Here is an 18,929-nt window from a genome sequence, read left to right on the forward strand (position 1 = left end):
TTAAATTTTTTGAGAAAAATTTAAAAGGATACCGCTTCACCCGTTCGCGCAGAAAAAGTGCGCATCTTTAGAAAAACACATAGATCAAAATGAGTAAATTCGAGACTGATTTTTAAAAAAACAGATTCCTAAATTTACTATTTTAACATTACCAACTGCCTACGAAGAGGGAAATAAAGATTGAGCTTAAGACCAAAAAACACAGCTACTCAAAACAATATTCGTAAAACACCTAAGATGTCAATACAAGTTTATAAGTAAATTTGATCTACTTTTTAAAAATAGCCAGTAAGCGCTGCCAAAAAGTTAATTTCACTTCCTCAACCCCATAGCCGTAGCCATAGCCGTAGCCGTAGCCATACCCATAACCGTAACCATAGCCATACCCATAACCGTAACCATAGCCCTTAGCCGAAGAGGTATCATTTAATAAGATAGACATATTAGGCAATTTCTGCCCTTCATACATGAGCTGAGCAACACGTAGCATACGCTTATCGAGATAATTAGCACGAACAACGTAAATGAACGTATCAGCATGCTTGGCAATCAATAGTGTATCGGTGACTAAACTAACTGGAGCTGTATCGACAAGTATGTAATCATAGTTTGCTTTTAGATATGCAAACATTTCATCAACTTTTCCACCCATTAAAAGCTCTGCTGGATTTGGGGGTATCACACCAGCTGGCAATACATATAAACTTTCGTACCCGTCTATCTTTATTATTAAATCGTCGATATTTGCTACCTTGTTAGAAAGATAACTTGTAATTCCGCGTTCACCGCTAATCTGAGGTAGAAAATCATCTAATTTAGGGTTGCGGATATCCATACCCATTAACAATGTTTTCTTGCCAGAAATCGCAAAAGTAGAGGCCAAGTTCACAGATATAAATGTTTTCCCTTCTTTTGGCAAGGTGGATGTCATAAATATACACTTCGCAACCCCTTCTTTTGTATTAGCAAGAAGAAAGTCAAGGTTAGTGCGAACAATTCTTACTGCTTCAGCCGTACTTGATCGGCTATTAATTTGAACCAATTCACTTTCATTTGCGGAGTTTGGCACGTCACCAACTATAGGAATTGAAATTGTGCTTTCAATATCACCTCTGTGTTTAACTTTGTTATCTAAAATGAACATGATGTATAAAAAGCTAAAAGGAATAAGTAGACTAACCACTAAACCCACGCTTAGAATAAGTTCTTTTTTAGGAGAAACAGCACTTGGAAGAACGTAGGCCTTATCTATTATTTTTGAATTTGGCGAAGTAACGGCTAGAGAAATTGCGTTTTCTTCGCGTTTTTGCAAAAGATAAAGGTATAGTGTCTCCTTGATTTGTTGGTTTCGAGAAATACTTCTAGACTTCCTTTCCTGACCGGGTATTTTTTTGATTCTCGAATCCACCAAATTTTCTTGACCTCGAACTTGTTCTAATTTTACTTTTAAAGCTGTATTATAGGTATCGATGCTTTTCTCTAAGGATTGACGTAAATCCGCGATTTGCTGCTCTAAATTTATTTGAAACAGGTTTTCGTCGGTCCCTGCAGCTGCAATTCTATTTCTTTTATTAACCAAAGTATTGTATGTGGTTGTTAGCGTTGCGATCTCACCTCCACCTTCTTCTGGAATTAGGTTTGCTGGTATAACCTCATACTTTCCAGCCTTAGCTAAATAATCTTTAACATACTTCAATACGATAAGCTCCGTTTCTAAAGTAATATTTTCTTTTCTGGAATCGCTGGCATTACTTAAGAAAATACCTGCTTCACTAGTAATATCTGTTAGCTTATTAGATGACTTAAAATTCTCTAAGTTATATTCAACACTATCCAATTCTTTCGTTATAGTTGCTAAGCGATCGTTGATGAATTCTCTTGTTTTACGTGCAACTTCATTTCGATCAGAAACTGCATCATCATTGTATTGACGCATCAACGTGTTGATGAAGTCAATTGCCAGTTGTTTTATCGAATGATTAAGAGATATATTAACAACACTACTCGCTGCATCTTTGTTCAGAGAAACTGACAGACCTCCCTGAAAAAAGTTAATCATTCTTTCTAATGGCATAACATGCACGACAAGAATTGGCTCTGTTTTAAACTTAATACGAACTTCTTCATTATTAGTAACTACTAGAGTCCCTAATCTAGATTTGATGATTTGCCCGTAACGATAAACTTGAGAACTTTCACCGACTGCACTAATTAACTTGAATGAAGTTGGGTTTAAATGTTTAATTCTGAATACAGTATCTAAAGCATCAAAGTCTGCTGATTTTTCTACAAAGTCAATTTTTACAGGATTATTTTCATAAATCTGCGTTTTTTTTACTCTACCTTCGCTTTCGTACCTAATACAAAGTTGCAATTCTTTGATTGTTCGCGCGATAATATTACGCGATTTTATAACTTCAATCTCATTTTCAACGTTACTTTTTACCCCGAAAGAACCAAGGTCGGCAAATGAGGTCAATTCTGTTGCAATTCCTCCCTTTTTATCATCTTTAATTAAGATACTTGAGGTAACCTTATAGACGGGAACAGCATATCGGAGGTAAATTGTTGCAACTAAAATTCCTAAGATCCCGAAAAGCGCGAACCATTTCCAATAAAATAAATATCTAAACGCCTGCTGAAGTAGGTTATTTTCTTGGTTCTCCGTATTAAAATTAGTCTTCATTAACGTATCAATAATGCTAGGGATGTTAGTAGCAATGAAATAGCGGAAATAATCACGGTTGTATTAGGCCCGACAGCTGATGCATTTATTTTTGTTCTGTTTGGCTGCACATAAACAACATCATTTTGCGACAGATAGTAATTATCAGAAGTAAGTAGATTTGCATCTGTTAAATCAACCTTTCTAATTTCCTTAACTCCATCTATGTCTTTAATCAGCAGAACTTCTGATCGATTTCCGTAGATTGTCATTCCGCCAGCCTGAGAAATTGCGTCTAAAATAGTTATTCGTTCACCCACAGAGTTTATCGTTCCCGGTTTTTGAACCTCACCTTCGACACTCACTTTAAAATTCATGATACGAATGGTAACGATTGGATCTTTAATAAATTTCCGCAAGCCTTTTGTTAAAGAATCAACTATTTCGAGTTTTGATTTTCCACTGACTTGAACTTCCCCTAATCCCGGAAAATTAATATTCCCCTTAGAATCAACAAGATATAATTGAAATTGTTGTTGTGCGAGCTGATTGCCGTTAATATTCACACTAGCGATAGGTAAATTGTATGGAAGAGCAGCTTCGGTTTCTTTTGAATTGACAAAAATCATCAAAAGGTCATCAGTTTTCAATCTAGGCAGATAGTTCTTCTCATCTACAACTGTATTATACTTCACATTTTTATTGAAGTAGATAATCCGCTCTTTGGAGGCGCAGCTGCCTAATAATAAGATCAGCATCAAAAAACCTGTAACCTTTACCAACAATTTCATAGGCATTAATTTTCACTGTGCAAATATAGCTTTAAACCCGCAGCATTTTAGTCTAATCTAGAAAAATGAGAATTCAAACTTTTAAACTCCGGAACAATTTCTTTCATTTTACTTACTATTGAGTTGTTTGAACCCGTTTCGATTGCCCAGACTAAGTCGTTAATTTGATTTTCAACGAGATAAAAATTTTCAGACTCTTCAGTAGCAATCATAATTTTTGAATGGTGTGTTGGCAAGGTTTTGGCTTGATCATTTAATAGCTCTTCATAGAGCTTTTCTCCAGGTCTAAGTCCGATTATCTTGATTTCGATATCTTCGTCGGGTTTTAGCCCTGCCAGACGAATCATTTTTCGAGCCAGATCAATAATCTTAACGGGCTTACCCATGTCAAAAATAAAAATCTCTCCTCCTTTTCCCATCGAACCCGCTTCCAAAACAAGCTGACAGGCTTCGGGAATGGTCATAAAATAACGAATGATATCGGGATGCGTTATAGTTACTGGGCCGCCACTTTTAATTTGATTAGTAAATAACGGCACCACTGAACCATTAGAACCTAACACATTACCAAATCGAGTGGTAATAAATTTGGTTGCGAAAACGTTTTTATTAAAATTAAAACTCTTAAAAAACGACTGGACATAAATTTCAGCAATACGCTTACTGGCTCCCATTACGTTGCTTGGATTCACTGCTTTATCAGTTGAAACCATCACCACACGTTCAACTTTAAAATCGACCGCTAAGTCTGCAATGTTTTTTGTACCCAAAACATTAACCTTAACTGCTTGAACTGGATTTGCTTCCATTAAAGGAACATGTTTATATGCAGCTGCATGGTAAACGACCTGTGGTTGATGCTGTTCAAATACTAAACGAAGTGATTCTCGATCTCGAACATCTGCAAGAATTGGAATGTAATCGATATCGGTATTTAGTGCCGGCAGCTCCAAAGTTAAGTTATGTAAAGGACTTTCAGCTTGATCCAATAAAACTAGTTTTTTTGGATTAAACTTAGAGATCTGGCGAGCAATTTCACTACCGATAGAGCCTGCAGCTCCGGTTATAAGTACAATTTTTCCATCTAATTGCTGAGAGATCGACTGCATGTCCAGAACAATCGGCTTGCGCTCCAACAAATCTTGAATACTGTAATTTTGGATTTTCTTCGAAATTTCCTTCTTATTTTCCCAATCGGTAATTATGGGAACAGAATAAACTTTCAAATTATATTCTAAGCAATCTTCTACTATAGACAAACTTTCCTCTTTAGTAAGACTCTTATCGGCAATAATTAAACCTTCAGCATCTAGATTACGCATTAGCGCTGATATCTTTTTGGAATAGCTCAAAATAGGCAGATTGAGAATTCGTTTTGTGCCGGACTGATAATCTTTGTCAACAAAACCAATGACTTTGAAGCGAACAGGCTTTTCTAATTTAAGTGCATTTGCAACGCTTATGGCATTGGCGTCAGCGCCAAAAATTAAAACTCGAATTAGCTCCTCCTCTTTAATTTCGGACAGATATACTTCGAAGGTCTGACGGACAATGATTCGATATAACAATAAGCCACAAAAAGTGAAAATAAAGTTTATGAATAGTCCTGCATTCATAAAAATCTTCTGCCCGATTATCAAATCACAGAGTCCGTTGGTAATTACTAAAACAACGAGCGTTAGAAATAGAGACAAGAATAACTTCACAGCATCTATAAAAGATGAGTGACGAATAATTCCACTATACGTTCTTAAGACATAAAAAAAGAACAAATTTACGAGAAGAAAATAGGGCACAATAACTTCAAGATACTTCCCATGAACGTAATTTCGTTCCATTTCGGTTAGCATCAAAAAAGTAAATAATGCACAACAGAAAACAATAAACATGTCTATAAGCAAGACAATCCACCTAGGTAGATAGCTCAGATCTTTTAGTGTTTTCCCAATAGTGAAATCGTCGAAAAATCGCATGTTTAATACTATTTCAGGTTATTAAGAATTGAAAAAGCTGCTAATTGCTGTTGAAATTCTATCTCGATCACTGTCGTGTAAATTGGAACCCGATGGTAAGCAGAGTCCGTTTTCAAATAAATCGGCAGCCACCGTACCGCCGTAAAACGGATCGTTTTCAAAGAAGGGCTGTAAATGCATTGGTTTCCATATTGGTCGCGATTCTATGTTCAAACTTTCGAAAAACAGCCTGAGATCTTCACGTGTTTTTCCATCTGTTCGTTTTGGATCAATTTGAATAGCCGACAGCCAATAATTAGGAACAGAAACAGTTTCGTCTGCTTGAAAAACCTCTACACCTGGAATGTCTTTAAAACAATCTTTGTAAAATGCGTTCATAGCCCTTCTTTTGGCTATATGACTATCTAATACTTCCATCTGGCCTCGACCAATTCCCGCACAGATATTACTCATCCGGTAATTAAATCCTATTTTAGAATGCTGGTAGTGTGGCGCCTGATCCCTACTTTGAGTAGCATAGAACACTATATCCGACTTTTCTTTAGGGGAATTCGCAACTAACGCACCTCCACCAGAGGTAGTAATTATTTTATTGCCGTTGAACGAAAGAGCTCCGTAATCGCCGAAAGTTCCGCAATGACGCCCTTTATAGGTGCTGCCAAGTGCCTCAGCGCTATCTTCAATAACTGGAATCTGGTATTTTCGAGAAATTTCCGCGACTCGCTCCACCAGATAAGGAACACCATACAGGTGAACAGCAATAATTGCTTTCGGCTTTTTACCTAGCTTAATTCGATCCAAAATAGCTTCTTCTAAAGCGATCGGACAAATATTCCAAGTTTCATTCTCACTGTCTATAAAAATAGGCTTAGCACCTTGGTAAATTATTGGGTTTGCCGAGGCAGAAAAAGTAAGACTTTGGCACAAAACCTCGTCACCGTGAGTTACGCCCAACAAAACAAGTGCTAAATGCAGTGCAGCTGTGCCTGAAGACAAAGCTGCCACAAACTTCTCAGAACCTATAAAAGATTCGAGTTGTTGTTCAAATGCTTCGACGTTTGGCCCAAGAGGCGCTACCCAATTTGTATCAAAAGCTTGATGGATGTATGATAATTCCGAACCTCCCATATGTGGAGAAGAAAGCCAAATCTTTTGTAAACTCATAGATTTTAATTTTTATGCAAAATAACCAAACGATTGATGCTAATCAAATAATATTGTTTGAAATGCAAGAATTCGTATACGGACGACATGTAATTCACTTGAATTAATCATTTCACACCTGATTTTTAAGATATTTTCTAAAAAAGGGAACAACAGTAGCTATAATTATTACGACATCGTAACAAACATTACTTGTTCTCAAATATTCCAGATTCATTCGAACCTTATCTGGGAAAATTACCTCATCATTATATTTCAGCGGATCGGCTTGCTTTGCGAGCATTACGCTTTCATTGCGATACTTTATTGATGCTTCCGAGGTTAAGCCGGGCTTTAATAGCAAGACTGCTCGATCGTTTCCACGAAGCAAGTCGTAATAACCTGGCAAATCGGGTCTAGGTCCAACAAACGACATTTCACCGATCAAAATATTGATAAATTGCGGCAGCTCATCAATTTTACTGGATCGCATGAAGCTACCAAAAGTTGAAATATTCATCGTTCTTGGATTAATTGAACGAAACTTGATTATTCGGAATGTTTTTCCATGTAAACCTATTCGCTCTTGAAAGAATAAACCGCTAGCACGGGTATCGGCGCAACACATTAAATAAGCGACAAGCAAAATGGGCATTAATAGAATTAAAGCAAGGAAAGCGAATGAAATATCAAAGATTCGTTTAGACATGTGCTGTACTTCTATACTTCCATTGCGAAAAAGTGAAGCTTTCACCGTGACCGGGAAATATCAGACAATCCTTTTTGAGCTTTTGTTCAATTTGACTAACTGATACTGCGTAATCAGATTTGTTTGAGTTTGGAAAAAGCAAGGGTGATTTGCTTTCATTGAGAAGAGTATCGCCTGAAAAACAAACTTCATCATTAAAAAAAATCGTACTCGCCGGACTGTGGCCTGGGGTTGCTAAAGCCTGAAGTTCAAATTCCCCAAAACGAATTATATCTTCGTTATTTATCTGTTCATGGCTACTGAGATGAACTTCGAAAGTTTCGATAGAATCGGTGTACAAGGAATAATTAAGCTTACTATTTGCAATATTTTCACGGCAAATTTGAGTACAATATACCTTTGGATTGTAAATGGCCAAAACCTCCTCGAGACCGACTACATGGTCTGAATGTTCGTGTGTGAGTAATACCGCGTAAAGAGATAGATTTTTTGACTGCAAGGCAGCTGCAAGGAGTTTTTTATCGAAGTTTCCACAATCAATTAATACCGCTTGCTCCTCGGAAAATTGAACCAAATATGAGTTAGATTTTCGGTGTGAATTCAGAAAAACTTCGATATGGTAGCGGTTTGTAAACATAAGCTTTTGGAAACGAAAGCAACTACTCTTGTGTCTTAACGATAGTTATTCGCTCTTTAAAGCGATGAAAAATTGTTTGGTTGTCTTCAACTGATTTTTCAACTATCATGCCTGCAGAAACTACATTGTTACTGCCTAAAATAACTCTTGGCAAAACCGCAGCATTCGTTCCTAAAAAATTTTCATCGCCCATTTTGGAAAAACCTCCTGTAACAACTTGCGGGGATAAAAAATTATAATTTCCAATGTTTGTATCGTGGCCAATGGTACAACGCGAATTTATCAAGTTAAAGTCACCTAAAACAGCATTCGGACCGATAGAACTGTTGTGGGAAATTACACATCCTAGTCCAATTTTTGCAGAAGGAGAAACTATAGCCGTTGGATGAATTAGGCTGATAAATTGAGCGCCACGACTAAGTAAATTACTGATAATAGTGCGCCGAAAAGCAATGTTTGCTACGCCAATTACGTAGAAAGCATCTAAAACATTGTGGGTTTTTATGGCTCCTAAAAATGGTGCAGAAAAGCTGTATGCGTTATATGAGTCGGGATTGTCATCGATAAAACCAACAATTTCGATTGGTTCTTTTGCAGTATTGTACTGATTACCATACAAAATATAATCTTGCAATTCTGCTGCATGACCGCCAGCACCAACAATAACTACCTTCATTTTTTATGATTATTTCGCGGTGTAACCACCGTCGACGATTAAATTTATTCCTGTAATCCACTTTGAAGCATCTGAGAGCAGAAAAACGCATGCATTTGCAATGTCGGTTGGTTCTCCTAAGCCGAGCGGATGCAAGGATTTTGTTTTCTCAAAAGCTTCCTGATTCTGAGTGTAAACCGCGTTTTGGCTCATAGGAGTTACAACTACTCCGGGCGAAATTGCATTAACTCGTACATTTTTAGACGCTAATTCGAGCGCCAACGACTTGCTTCCCGCAATAACAGCTCCTTTGGTCAAGCTGTAGATTGTTTTTCCCAACTCGCCTACCACGCCCATAACCGAACTAATAAAGATAATGCTCGAGCTAGATTTGTTATAGTTACCAACGCTACAAACTATTTTACTTAAATGTATTGCAGCAAAAACATTTGTTTCAAAAAAAGGTTGCATTTTTTCAGCAGTTATATTCTTCAGCGGAAGTGTGGTCGAAATACCTGCTGCGTGGACTACACCGTCGATCTTACCGAATTCGGCTATGCAGCTAGGAACTGCCACAGACACCTCCTCGTAATTAGTGATGTCTAAACTTAAAACTCGTGTTTCTGTAATGCATTGTTCTGCGGTTTGCTGAAGTGCAGTTTCAGACCTTCCGATTAAGATTATTCGAGCGCCCATTTGAGAGGCGGCAATTGCTGTTTGCCTACCGATACCAGATGAGGCCCCAGTTATTATCAGATTTTTATCTTTTAGTGAAAAGGGATTATGCATCTTACTCTACTTCTAAAAGTTCTGAAACCAAACAGTTATCAATGTTTATTTGTGCTGTTGCCCACGACATTCCGACACCAAACCCGCACAGCAAAAGCTTTTTCTTACCATCTAATTTTCCATGAAGTTGACTTACCCATGTGAGGGGTATAGAAACCGAAGAGGTATTACCGAAATGCGCAATAGAACTTGGAACTTTCGATAAATCTAGTTTAAGTTTCTTTGCGAGATATGAATTCATGTAATCGTTTGCTTGGTGAAACAGAAAGTAATCGATTGTTTCGATGGTATTGCCCGAACTCTCAAGTACCTGTTTGAAATCTGAGGGTATTTCTTTAAGGACAAAATTAAAAACATCTGGACCGTTCATATAGCCGTGCTCATCAGTTCGAATATTTCCTTGCTCATCGACAACCTTTTCAGTTAAGGTTTCCGGGGAACTAGGCATTCGATAACCGCCAGCATCCATTTTTATTAAATCGGAAAGCGAGCCATCTGAGTGTAACGAAAAATGGCTTTCTCCAAACTTTGGATCATTTTCAACTACTGCTGCAACGCCACCATCACCAAACAAAAAAGCTGTTTTACGATCTTTAGGAGAATATACTCTAGAACGCGTCTCACCGTCGAGTAGCAATGCTTTACGAAATCCGCCAGATTGCATAAATGAAAAAACGGTCGACAAGCCGTACACAAATGCCGAACAACCTAGATTGATATCAAATGCTGCACAGTGCGTTCCTAAGCCTAATCGGTGTTGCAGCACGACCGAAGTTGCTGGCATTCTATAGTCTGGTGTTTGAGAAACAAAAATGAGTAAGTCGATTTCGGAACGATCAATCGCCATATCCGAAATTAATTGATTTGCAGCGGCAAAACACAAATCAGATGAACACATTCCTGCAGGCGCAAAGCGTCTTTCATAAATACCAACTTTTTCAATAACATCTTTTACTTCTTCAGCAGGAAAGTTTTCTGTGTATTCGAGATTAATGATTTTATTTTTGGGAACCGCAGCTGCAATACCTGTTACTCCTATATTTGTGAAAGATAGTTTTGCCATGATAAAGAATTATATACGACCTTGAATTTCGTCGTATAGCTGTTGTAAAGTCTCTAGTTTTGTAAAAGTTTGGTCGTCGATGATAACATTGTATTGATCATCTATAGAGGCAATAAGCGACAGTCTTGCGAGCGAGTCCCACTCGTCGAATTGTTTAAAATGATCCTCTGCAGTTATCGTTCTGTCTTCAATTTCCAAGACTTCGGTAATGAGTTGTAAAAAATCTTCCATAATTGATTTGTAATTAAGTAAGTTCGGACTGTTGTTTTAACAAAGATAGCTTAATTAGCGATTTTAGTAGTAAAAAATGTACAAGGCAATTATCTAAATTACTTATCCTGTTATTTTTTTTCATTACCTAGGAAAGGCTCAGTAGTAACTTGCCCGTCACTATTAATTCCCTCTCTTACCAAGACCTTTCTTAGAGTCAGAAAGAAAATTTTAAAGTCGAGCCAAAAACTAAGGTTATCAACATACCATACGTCGTATTCGAATTTCTGTGACCAGGAAATCGCATTACGCCCATTTACTTGAGCCCAACCTGTAATCCCTGGGCGCACCTGATGTCGGCGAAATTGTTCAGGAGTGTATAGCGGTAAATATTTTACAAGTAGTGGTCGAGGACCAATCAAGGCCATATCGCCTTTCAAAACATTAAACAATTGGGGGATTTCATCTATAGAGGTAGCTCGAACTATTTTCCCTACAGTAGTTAGCCGAATGTGATCCGGCAGTAATTTTCCATCCTTACCCCTTTTGTCGTTCATCGTTTTAAACTTAATCACTTTAAAAATTTTTCCATTTTTACCTGGTCGATCTTGCAAGAAAAAAATACTTCCGCGATTTGCAAACAGTAGAAAAACTGCTGTACCAATTAAAATAGGCGACGAAATCAAAATGAATAAAACCGTCAGTAGAAACTCAAATGGATATTTAATATAGTTTTTATAAAACATTATTTAAAAATTGGTTGTAAATGATTTTTGTTTCCCTTAAACAGTTGGAAAGTTCAAAATTGGCAGCAGTTTTTATCGCTTGTGCGCCCATCCGCTCCCGCAGCGCCTTATCATTGTATAATTTGTTTAAGTGTACGTTAAGATCATCTAAATCACCTTGTTTGTAGAGAAATCCATTCTCTCCTTGAATAACTATTTCTTTATGTCCGCGATCTACCGTGGCAAGAATTGGAAGTCCGCACATTTGTTCTTCAACAAGGTTTAAACCAAGTCCTTCTTGTTTACTACTTGAAATTCCGAGGTCGGACATTTTGAAAATGGCGTCAATATCATTTCTAAAACCTAGAAAAACTATTTGCTTCTGAAGGTTCAAATGCTCCACTTCTGCCTTTATGGCATCAAGTAAAACCCCTCTTCCACAAAATAAAAATTTCAAATTTGGATACAAACTGCCATACTTCTTCACGAAGTTAACTAAGAATTTGTGATTTTTACGGTCAATAAATTCTGCAGCATAAGTTATTAGAAAATCATCTGGTGCAAAACCTAATTTTGCTCTTAAAGTTGCTTTTTCTGATTCAGAAACCGGAAAAAATTTGCTGCTATCGACCCCTACACCGGGCGTTGCAAAATATTTTGTTTTTTGGTTACCGAATTTTTTTATTCTAACAAAATCTTCGCGATTAATCGTAATAATACCGTCTGCAAATCGAGATGCGTATAATTCTATAGGATAGTAAGTCAACCAATTAATGATTGGAGCTCCAGTAAAAAAATGAAAACCATGCGCGGTATAAATCACTTTAGTACCATTGTTTCTAGCATTTTTCGCGGCAAAACGAGTTAACAAACTTGCCATTGGAGTGTGGCAATGAATTATGGTAAAGTTTTCGTTATCGATAATTTCTTTAAGGACAGTAAAAGCTTTATAATGACCTTTAGAGAAAGGACTTCGCACAAAAGGCACCAGCCAATTTTTGTCGATTCCGGGTATCTCATCGTTATCATTACAGGCAACATGAACTTCAAAGCCAGCATCTTTAAACATGTTGAGATACGGTAGGTGAAAACGCAAAATGTGCTTCGCTATTGATGCTGTAAAAAGGACTTTTTTCACTTTTATAGATTCATTTCTTTTTTGAACTCGGCATAAAACTCTTGGCGTCGCTGATCCAGATTTGATTTGATGTAATCTTTGGACGCTTCAAAATTATAGCGTGCTTGACTTTCAAGTTGTTCTTTGGTAGTTGACTTAATTAGCTGAGCAATCCGATTACTATCTCGGGTAGAAAAGATGTACTGTGGTTCAATAAGTTCTGGAATTCCGCCTGTTGTGGAACCAAGAATTGGGCATGCTCGGCTCATTGCTTCAATAACTGCGCGTGGTAATCCCTCCTGATAACTTGGATGCACGTATAAATCAATACTGTCTAGAAAATCAAAAACCTCATTGTGTTTTAGTGGTCCTACAATTTGCACTTGGTGGTTCAAACCGTATTTATTGATTAGGGCAGCGAGCCTATTGCCTGTTCCTTGTCCGACAATTTTATAGTAGCAAATAAATCCTTGATCTTTCAGAATTTTTATTGCTTTCAAAACATCTGCTTGACCTTTGTAAACAACATCTAAGCTACCTACTGTGGCAATTGTTAGTTTACTGAGATCTGTTTCTTTAATTTTCGAAATCCTCTTTTGAAGATTCTCTTCAAGAACTTCTTCTATAACTACGTTAGAACAGTTAATCGATTTAGCAGTAGAAGGATATCGATTTTGCAGAAACTTTTTTGTTACATAAACTGTGTGCGTAGTGCGCTTTAAATGTACTTTATATTGTAAGTATTTATAAACGGCTAAAATTTTTCCTCTCCAATCGTAATTCCAAAGCGCATCGAAAACACAGGCTACCATTTCAGCCAAAATTGGCTTACCGAGTTTTCGGGCTTCATAAAATGCTAAAACACCGATGGCACTGGGAAAACGGATTATTATCACATCGTGTTCTGCCACTGCTTTCTTCACAATTTCTTTTGCGGCAGCTTTGTTATGTCGACTGCGAAGCGACTTAAAATTTGGAACTGCAGTGAAGTTAAAATCTTCTCTTGTAATTTCGGTGTATTTAGAAGCTGTTGTTTCATCAATTGTTTCACTGCGCATCAGAAATGTCACTGAATCCCCGAAGTACAGATATCGCTCAACTAATTTATTATTGTAGTGAATGCCATAAAATCGAGTTTCCTCAGGATTGACGTACAAAGGGCCATCGTGAACAAACAATACCTTTTTCATATCTCTAATGTTTCTTTAAATTCTTTAAATTGAATCTGTGCATCAAAAGATTGCTTGGCAAACGCAGCGAATTTACTGTTAATTTTTTTGTCGAAGATTCCTTGAATGACGTTTACAGCTTCATCAGGATTATAGGGATCGAACAAACAACTTGTTGTATCTTCTGGTAAGCATTCCTTGATAGGAGGAATATTGGATGCTGCAATTGGTAAACCTGCCGCCATTGCTTCTATTAGAGAATTTGGTTGGCCCTCGGTGACTGATGGAAAGAAAAAGATATCGAACGACTTTAAAAAATCAGGCACATCTGAACGATAACCGAATAAAATTATATTCTTAGCAATACCAAGATTGGCAATTTCGGGTAATAGTTTGTCGGTTTCATTTCCTATCAGAACAAAAAACACGTTTGAGTTTTCGGCAATAATTTTCGCTGCAACCTGTAGTAAAAAACTATGGTTCTTTGCAGGCGCAACACGCCCTGTATGGCCAACTAATATGCCGTCTGTGGGCAAACCTAATTTAGCTCTTAGTAGTTTTTTCTCCTCAAGGGAGATCGATCTGTAATCATCTAAATTGATTCCGTTTCGAATTACTTTAAAACGTTTATCCGTTTCATAATAATTTGAAAAAAAGAAATCTAGTGCAGCCTTAGAGTTGGCAAAAATAGCTGTGCTAAAATTTCGCACTAAAAAATTCAAAAAGTTGGTGTATGCCAATCGGAACCAAGAGAGAGCAAAGTGATGGCTGCCTTGCCTGTAAAAGGCAATTCGATTTTTAGTGCGTGCTAGTTTAGCCAAAAGCATCGGTATTCCGGCAAAGTTGGCATTAAAATCGCAAATGGTATCGAATTTATTTGACTTAAAGAATTGAAAATATGAATACATATTTTTGAAAGAAAAATAACCCAACGGTTTGTAGATTAACTTGGCTCTTGTTGTCAGATAGTCGCTATGTAATTCTCCCGGGGTAGAGCTTCTAACAACAATCGTAACCTCTAAATTGCCCTCTAAAAAACTTAAAAATCGCAATAAGTACGTCTCAATACCTCCAGCTTTTGTTGAAGGAATTAAAAAACAAACTTTTTTTTTGGTCATTTTCTCCATAAGCTAAATCACGACATCCATTTGGCATACCACATCTGAAACATAAGTAATTTCCATATAAATGTGGTGTGATGAAATTTATTTTTCCTGTAATCTTTTATGCATTCAGACACGAATGGGACGTTGAACAATCCTGATTGTGCTAGTGCTTTGTCTGATAAAAATTCATCAAGTAGAAACGTCAGATCTTTTCGCAGCCATCTAGCTATTGGGATCGAGAAACCTGTTTTTGGGCGGTCCATTAACGTTTCAGGAACATATTGATGAGCAATATCTTTCAATATCTTTTTCGACCGTTCGTTGTCAAATTTATAATGCAGTGGAAGCTGAGCGGCAAACTCTATCAATCTGTGATCCAATAACGGCTCACGGCCTTCTAACGAAACCGACATGGTTGCTCTATCAACTTTTACTAAAATATCATTTTGCAGATAAGTGTTAAAATCGATCATCATTTGCATCTCAGCAACTGCCATTTCATCATTAAATTGATCATCGAAAGCAGTTTTTAGCGAACTAGCCTGCTTTTTTAAAAAACTATTCCGGATGTGTACAGGTAGTGATAGCTGATTTTTGTACAATTGATTAGCAAATTGCAGATTGTTTTGATGCACGGCAGATCCGAACCCTTTCAACTGATGCTTTAACTTCGACTTTGAAGCGGGAACAAGTGTAGAAGCCATAGAAAAAGAAGTTCTTAACAACGGTTTGATGAAATTAGGGATTAAGGCCACACTTTTCATTGTTTTGTCGTGCTTGCGATATATTGTATATCCCGCAAAAATTTCATCACCTCCGTCAGCACTCAAAGCAACAGTTACCTGTTTTTTAGCGAAAGCACTCACTAGCATTGTAGGTATAGCGGAACTATCAGCAAAAGGCTCATCGTAAAAAAAGGGCAATTCCGGTATAATTTCCTGCGCTTCCCTTGTCGTACAATAAAGTTCATGATGATCGGTTCCTATATGTTTGGCAATTTCCTTTGCAAAAGGAGCCTCATTATTACCCTCCTGAAAACCTATCGTAAATGTTTTAAGCTTTTGATCTCTGTTACTTTGCAATATCGCTGCTACAGAGGTACTGTCATATCCCCCGCTGAGAAAAACTCCCACGGGAACATCTGCAACCATGCGGTAATTACAAGCTGAAACTAGCAATTCATGTGTATGATTTTTAGCTTCTTGATAACTTAAATCTAATTTAGGTTTGTCATAAAATGTGTTTATTTTCCAGTACTGTTCAACTGTGAACGTTAATGTTTCCGTGTTTAAAATCTCTAAACTGCCGGCTTCAATTTTTCTGACATATTTAAAAATGCAATAAGGCGTAGGGACGTAACCAAAATCAAAAAAAGCGGTAACGGCTGATTCAGACAAAGTTTTATCAAAATCGGGGAACTTATGAAACGCTTTAATCTCTGAGGCAAATAATAAAACATTATCTTTTTGATAAATAAATAACGGTTTAACTCCAGCTCTGTCTCTCATAAAATAGACATTCCCTGTAGAATAATCGTGAATTACTATCGCAAACATGCCAATAAATCTGTGAACACATTTAGTGCCCCACTCCAAAAAACTGTGTAAGATTACTTCTGTATCACTCTTTGTTTTAAAGACATGTCCTAGATTTTCAAGTTCTGCTTTTATTTCTTCATGATTGTAAATCTCACCATTAAACACGCAATTCAGCTGCTCAAATGCCATCGGCTGATGTCCGTTTGAAGTTAAGTCAATAATTGAAAGACGTGCTTGTGCAAAACCTATAACTAAGTGATCTTTAATTTTATATAATTCAACCCCTTTATCATCAGGACCGCGATGATTCAATTGACCAACCATTTGATCTAGAACTTCTACTGTAAAGTGTCTGTTATTGCCAATAAATCCTGTTATTCCGCACATAGTTGTTCTTTATTTATCATTTGACCCAACTCGACAGTGCTTAAGAAAACAACGTCTGGCCATTTTTTTAAGATTTTCTCGAGTAAATTATTGAGTAAGACAAGGTTCTTTTCTCGGTTTTTTGGCTGTAAAGAACCAATGTAGTTTAAACGATGTGAACTTATTATAGCTGGAGTTCTAAATCTAAATGCTCTTTCAATTTGTTTTAACGCATTTTCAACGACGTTTTCAGAGTACTTTTCAGTAGGTTCAAAAGAAACATTTCGCACTAAATACCTCTGTTTTAATGCGTTTTGTTGTCCAGTATAATGATATTTTTTTTTGTAAGCTTTTCGCGATTCAATTGGAATTCGTTGTACAGTGCTGCCTTGAATGAAGTCAATTCCATTCGTTTTACAAATCAACTCAAGATTGGGATGCCAAGTGTAGCAAGGAGCTATAAAAGATCGCGAATGATAGCCCCAAGTATTTTTAAAAATTTGTTGTGCTTGAGAGATAATTTGCTCAAAGTTGTGCGTATCACTGATCAATAACTCCTGCCCGAAAGCGTCTAGATTGTCGGATTTTCCACTAACAACACCTGTTTTCGTAACCGAGAACATATTGTTTTCGAATGCAGCCATGGCAGCTGGCTCTCGATTTCGCAACTTCTTAAACCAAGAAGTCAAATTAATGTGTTCGCGACCGTGAAGCTGCATGCAAAAAATTTTCTCATCAACACCTTGCTTCATTAGCATGAGCGTATTTTTTGAATCATTATATTGACCTAAGGTTTGATCAAATGTCTCGTAGTAGTACTTTGAATAATCTGACTGTTTTATCTTATTAAAATCTGGATTACAAACTATTTGATTCATCGTAAAAATCGGATGATTCCCACGACTATCTTTTCGGCTAAGCAACACATTTGCAAGTTCGGTAATATCCGAATCATTTTCAATACGGTCATTTCTGTTGTAGGGACATAAATCAACTTTATAACCGCGTTTTAACAAATTATTGTAAGCATCCTTTGAATACATACGAGTGCTTCCCCAATCATCACTTTCAAAAACGATAACTTTAGCCCGTATTTTTTCTCCTAAAAAATTGATTGCTGAAGAAATTGTCGTGTCTTTTAGCTTGTTTATCATGACTTTTTGCTTTGTATGTAATCCCCTAATTCTGTTGAGGTCATAAACTCTACATCCGGCCATTTTTTGACTATTCGTCTCAAGAGCTGTTTCAGGCTGTCGAGTGAGTTGTTTCTGTTTTCTTCATTAAGACCGCCGATAAAGTTAACTCGATGCGTACTTATTATTGCGGGTTTAAAACAAGTGAATGCCAAATTAATATCGTCCAGACACTTACCTATTTCGTCGCCTTTAGCCGCTGTCGGTTCAAAAAATGCATTCCTAGTAAGATACGTTTGTTTACTACTATTACGCATACCGATATATCGATAATGTTTTTTTATTCTTCCTTCGCCCAACACTTCGGCGTGCACCTTCGATGTTGATACATACTCAATTCCACACTTCGCAGCGACAGTTAACAATGAGTCGTTAATAGGTCCATTAGGTGGTACGAAGAATCGAGCTTTTCTACCATGAATTTCTTCAAATAGTTTTAATCCATCTTCGATAACTTCCATTTGAGTAGCTAAGTCTGAATTGAATTCTAAATCGAATGCCGCTTGAAAAGTTTTAATTCTTTTATTCGAAGTAATGTTGTAACCCCACAGACCTTCATCGAAGGCGGTCCGTGCTTCATGATCATGATCCTGCAATGCTCTCATCCATGAAGATATATTCAAATGCTCACGGCCATGGAATTCAGGAACAAAAACTCCCGCATCAAAACCTTGTTTCCATAACGGGAAAGCGTCTTCTTTTCCATATCGTTTCAAGGTGGTAGTGAAAGGCTCATAATAATAATTAGAGAATCCAGATTCTCTAATCTTAACAAAATCTGGATTTGCTACGAGGCTTACAGCAGTTAATTTTGCAGATTCTCCACGTGAATTTTTAACAGATGATAAGCATTCGAACAGAGCCTCTAAATCTTGTTTAGAAGCTAAAGTGTCGTATTTATTGTATCTACCCCCGGCACCACTCCCAAGATCAAAACCTGCGGCAATTAAGTTGTCGTAAGATTTGGAAGAAGGCATCCTGATGCTTCCCCAGTCGTCTGATTCTAAAACTACAATCTTTTTAGTGGTGAGAAAACCTGGTAGATTAGCTATTATCTTTGAAAATTTTTTGATCATATTT

At 37.1% G+C, this 18,929-nt stretch carries 17 protein-coding genes; all 17 read right to left on the reverse strand.

Features of this window, described 5'->3' with window-relative positions; genetic code table 11:
• Positions 1–268: 268 nt before the first annotated feature.
• On the reverse strand, positions 269–2,686 hold the full coding sequence (locus CHX27_RS08180; protein WP_094486278.1) for a GumC family protein: 2,418 nt from the start codon (positions 2,684–2,686) through the stop codon (positions 269–271).
• A complete protein-coding gene (locus CHX27_RS08185) occupies positions 2,686–3,456 on the reverse strand; it encodes a polysaccharide biosynthesis/export family protein (protein ID WP_094486279.1) in 771 nt (256 codons plus the stop codon). The genes CHX27_RS08180 and CHX27_RS08185 overlap by 1 nt, the downstream gene beginning before the upstream one ends.
• A gap of 47 nt (positions 3,457–3,503) precedes the next feature.
• Positions 3,504–5,429: a polysaccharide biosynthesis protein gene (locus tag CHX27_RS08190; protein WP_094486280.1), complete on the reverse strand. Its 1,926-nt coding sequence runs from the start codon at positions 5,427–5,429 to the stop codon at positions 3,504–3,506.
• Positions 5,430–5,450: 21 nt separating this feature from the next.
• A complete protein-coding gene (locus CHX27_RS08195) occupies positions 5,451–6,593 on the reverse strand; it encodes a DegT/DnrJ/EryC1/StrS family aminotransferase (protein ID WP_094486281.1) in 1,143 nt (380 codons plus the stop codon).
• 112 nt (positions 6,594–6,705) lie between these two features.
• Positions 6,706–7,281 carry a sugar transferase gene (locus CHX27_RS08200; RefSeq protein ID WP_094486282.1) on the reverse strand — a complete coding sequence of 192 codons (576 nt, stop codon included), beginning with the start codon at positions 7,279–7,281 and terminating at the stop codon, positions 6,706–6,708.
• A complete protein-coding gene (locus tag CHX27_RS08205; protein WP_094486283.1) occupies positions 7,274–7,918 on the reverse strand; it encodes an MBL fold metallo-hydrolase in 645 nt (214 codons plus the stop codon). The genes CHX27_RS08200 and CHX27_RS08205 overlap by 8 nt, the downstream gene beginning before the upstream one ends.
• Before the next feature lie 22 nt (positions 7,919–7,940).
• Positions 7,941–8,594, reverse strand: coding sequence for an acetyltransferase (locus CHX27_RS08210; RefSeq protein ID WP_094486284.1), 654 nt, complete (start codon positions 8,592–8,594; stop codon positions 7,941–7,943).
• A gap of 9 nt (positions 8,595–8,603) precedes the next feature.
• Complete coding sequence (locus tag CHX27_RS08215) at positions 8,604–9,362, reverse strand: SDR family NAD(P)-dependent oxidoreductase (protein ID WP_094486285.1); 759 nt, start codon at positions 9,360–9,362, stop codon at positions 8,604–8,606.
• Position 9,363: 1 nt separating this feature from the next.
• Entirely contained in the window at positions 9,364–10,425 is a 1,062-nt protein-coding gene (locus CHX27_RS08220) for a 3-oxoacyl-ACP synthase III family protein (RefSeq protein ID WP_094486286.1), read from the reverse strand.
• 9 nt (positions 10,426–10,434) lie between these two features.
• Positions 10,435–10,656, reverse strand: coding sequence for an acyl carrier protein (locus CHX27_RS08225; RefSeq protein WP_243388975.1), 222 nt, complete (start codon positions 10,654–10,656; stop codon positions 10,435–10,437).
• Positions 10,657–10,766: 110 nt separating this feature from the next.
• Positions 10,767–11,381, reverse strand: a complete 615-nt coding sequence (locus CHX27_RS08230; protein WP_094486288.1) for a sugar transferase — start codon at positions 11,379–11,381, stop codon at positions 10,767–10,769.
• Positions 11,371–12,498, reverse strand: a complete 1,128-nt coding sequence (locus tag CHX27_RS08235) for a glycosyltransferase family 4 protein (RefSeq protein ID WP_133063439.1) — start codon at positions 12,496–12,498, stop codon at positions 11,371–11,373. The genes CHX27_RS08230 and CHX27_RS08235 overlap by 11 nt, the downstream gene beginning before the upstream one ends.
• 2 nt (positions 12,499–12,500) lie before the next feature.
• Complete coding sequence (locus tag CHX27_RS08240; protein ID WP_094486290.1) at positions 12,501–13,667, reverse strand: glycosyltransferase family 4 protein; 1,167 nt, start codon at positions 13,665–13,667, stop codon at positions 12,501–12,503.
• Positions 13,664–14,773 (reverse strand): glycosyltransferase, encoded by a 1,110-nt coding sequence (locus tag CHX27_RS08245; protein WP_094486291.1) that lies wholly within the window; start codon positions 14,771–14,773, stop codon positions 13,664–13,666. Before CHX27_RS08245 ends, CHX27_RS08240 begins: the two co-directional genes overlap by 4 nt.
• Positions 14,774–14,781: 8 nt before the next feature.
• Positions 14,782–16,677 carry an asparagine synthase (glutamine-hydrolyzing) gene (gene asnB / locus CHX27_RS08250; RefSeq protein WP_094486292.1) on the reverse strand — a complete coding sequence of 632 codons (1,896 nt, stop codon included), beginning with the start codon at positions 16,675–16,677 and terminating at the stop codon, positions 14,782–14,784.
• The gene (locus CHX27_RS08255) at positions 16,665–17,810 is read right to left on the reverse strand and encodes a hypothetical protein (protein WP_094486293.1); all 1,146 of its coding nucleotides are present in this window, start codon (positions 17,808–17,810) and stop codon (positions 16,665–16,667) included. Before CHX27_RS08255 ends, asnB begins: the two co-directional genes overlap by 13 nt.
• Positions 17,807–18,925 carry a polysaccharide deacetylase family protein gene (locus CHX27_RS08260; RefSeq protein ID WP_094486294.1) on the reverse strand — a complete coding sequence of 373 codons (1,119 nt, stop codon included), beginning with the start codon at positions 18,923–18,925 and terminating at the stop codon, positions 17,807–17,809. Before CHX27_RS08260 ends, CHX27_RS08255 begins: the two co-directional genes overlap by 4 nt.
• Between the last annotated feature and the right edge of the window lie 4 nt (positions 18,926–18,929).

It is taken from the genome of Flavobacterium aurantiibacter (assembly GCF_002251775.1).
Taxonomy (GTDB): domain Bacteria; phylum Bacteroidota; class Bacteroidia; order Flavobacteriales; family Flavobacteriaceae; genus Flavobacterium; species Flavobacterium aurantiibacter.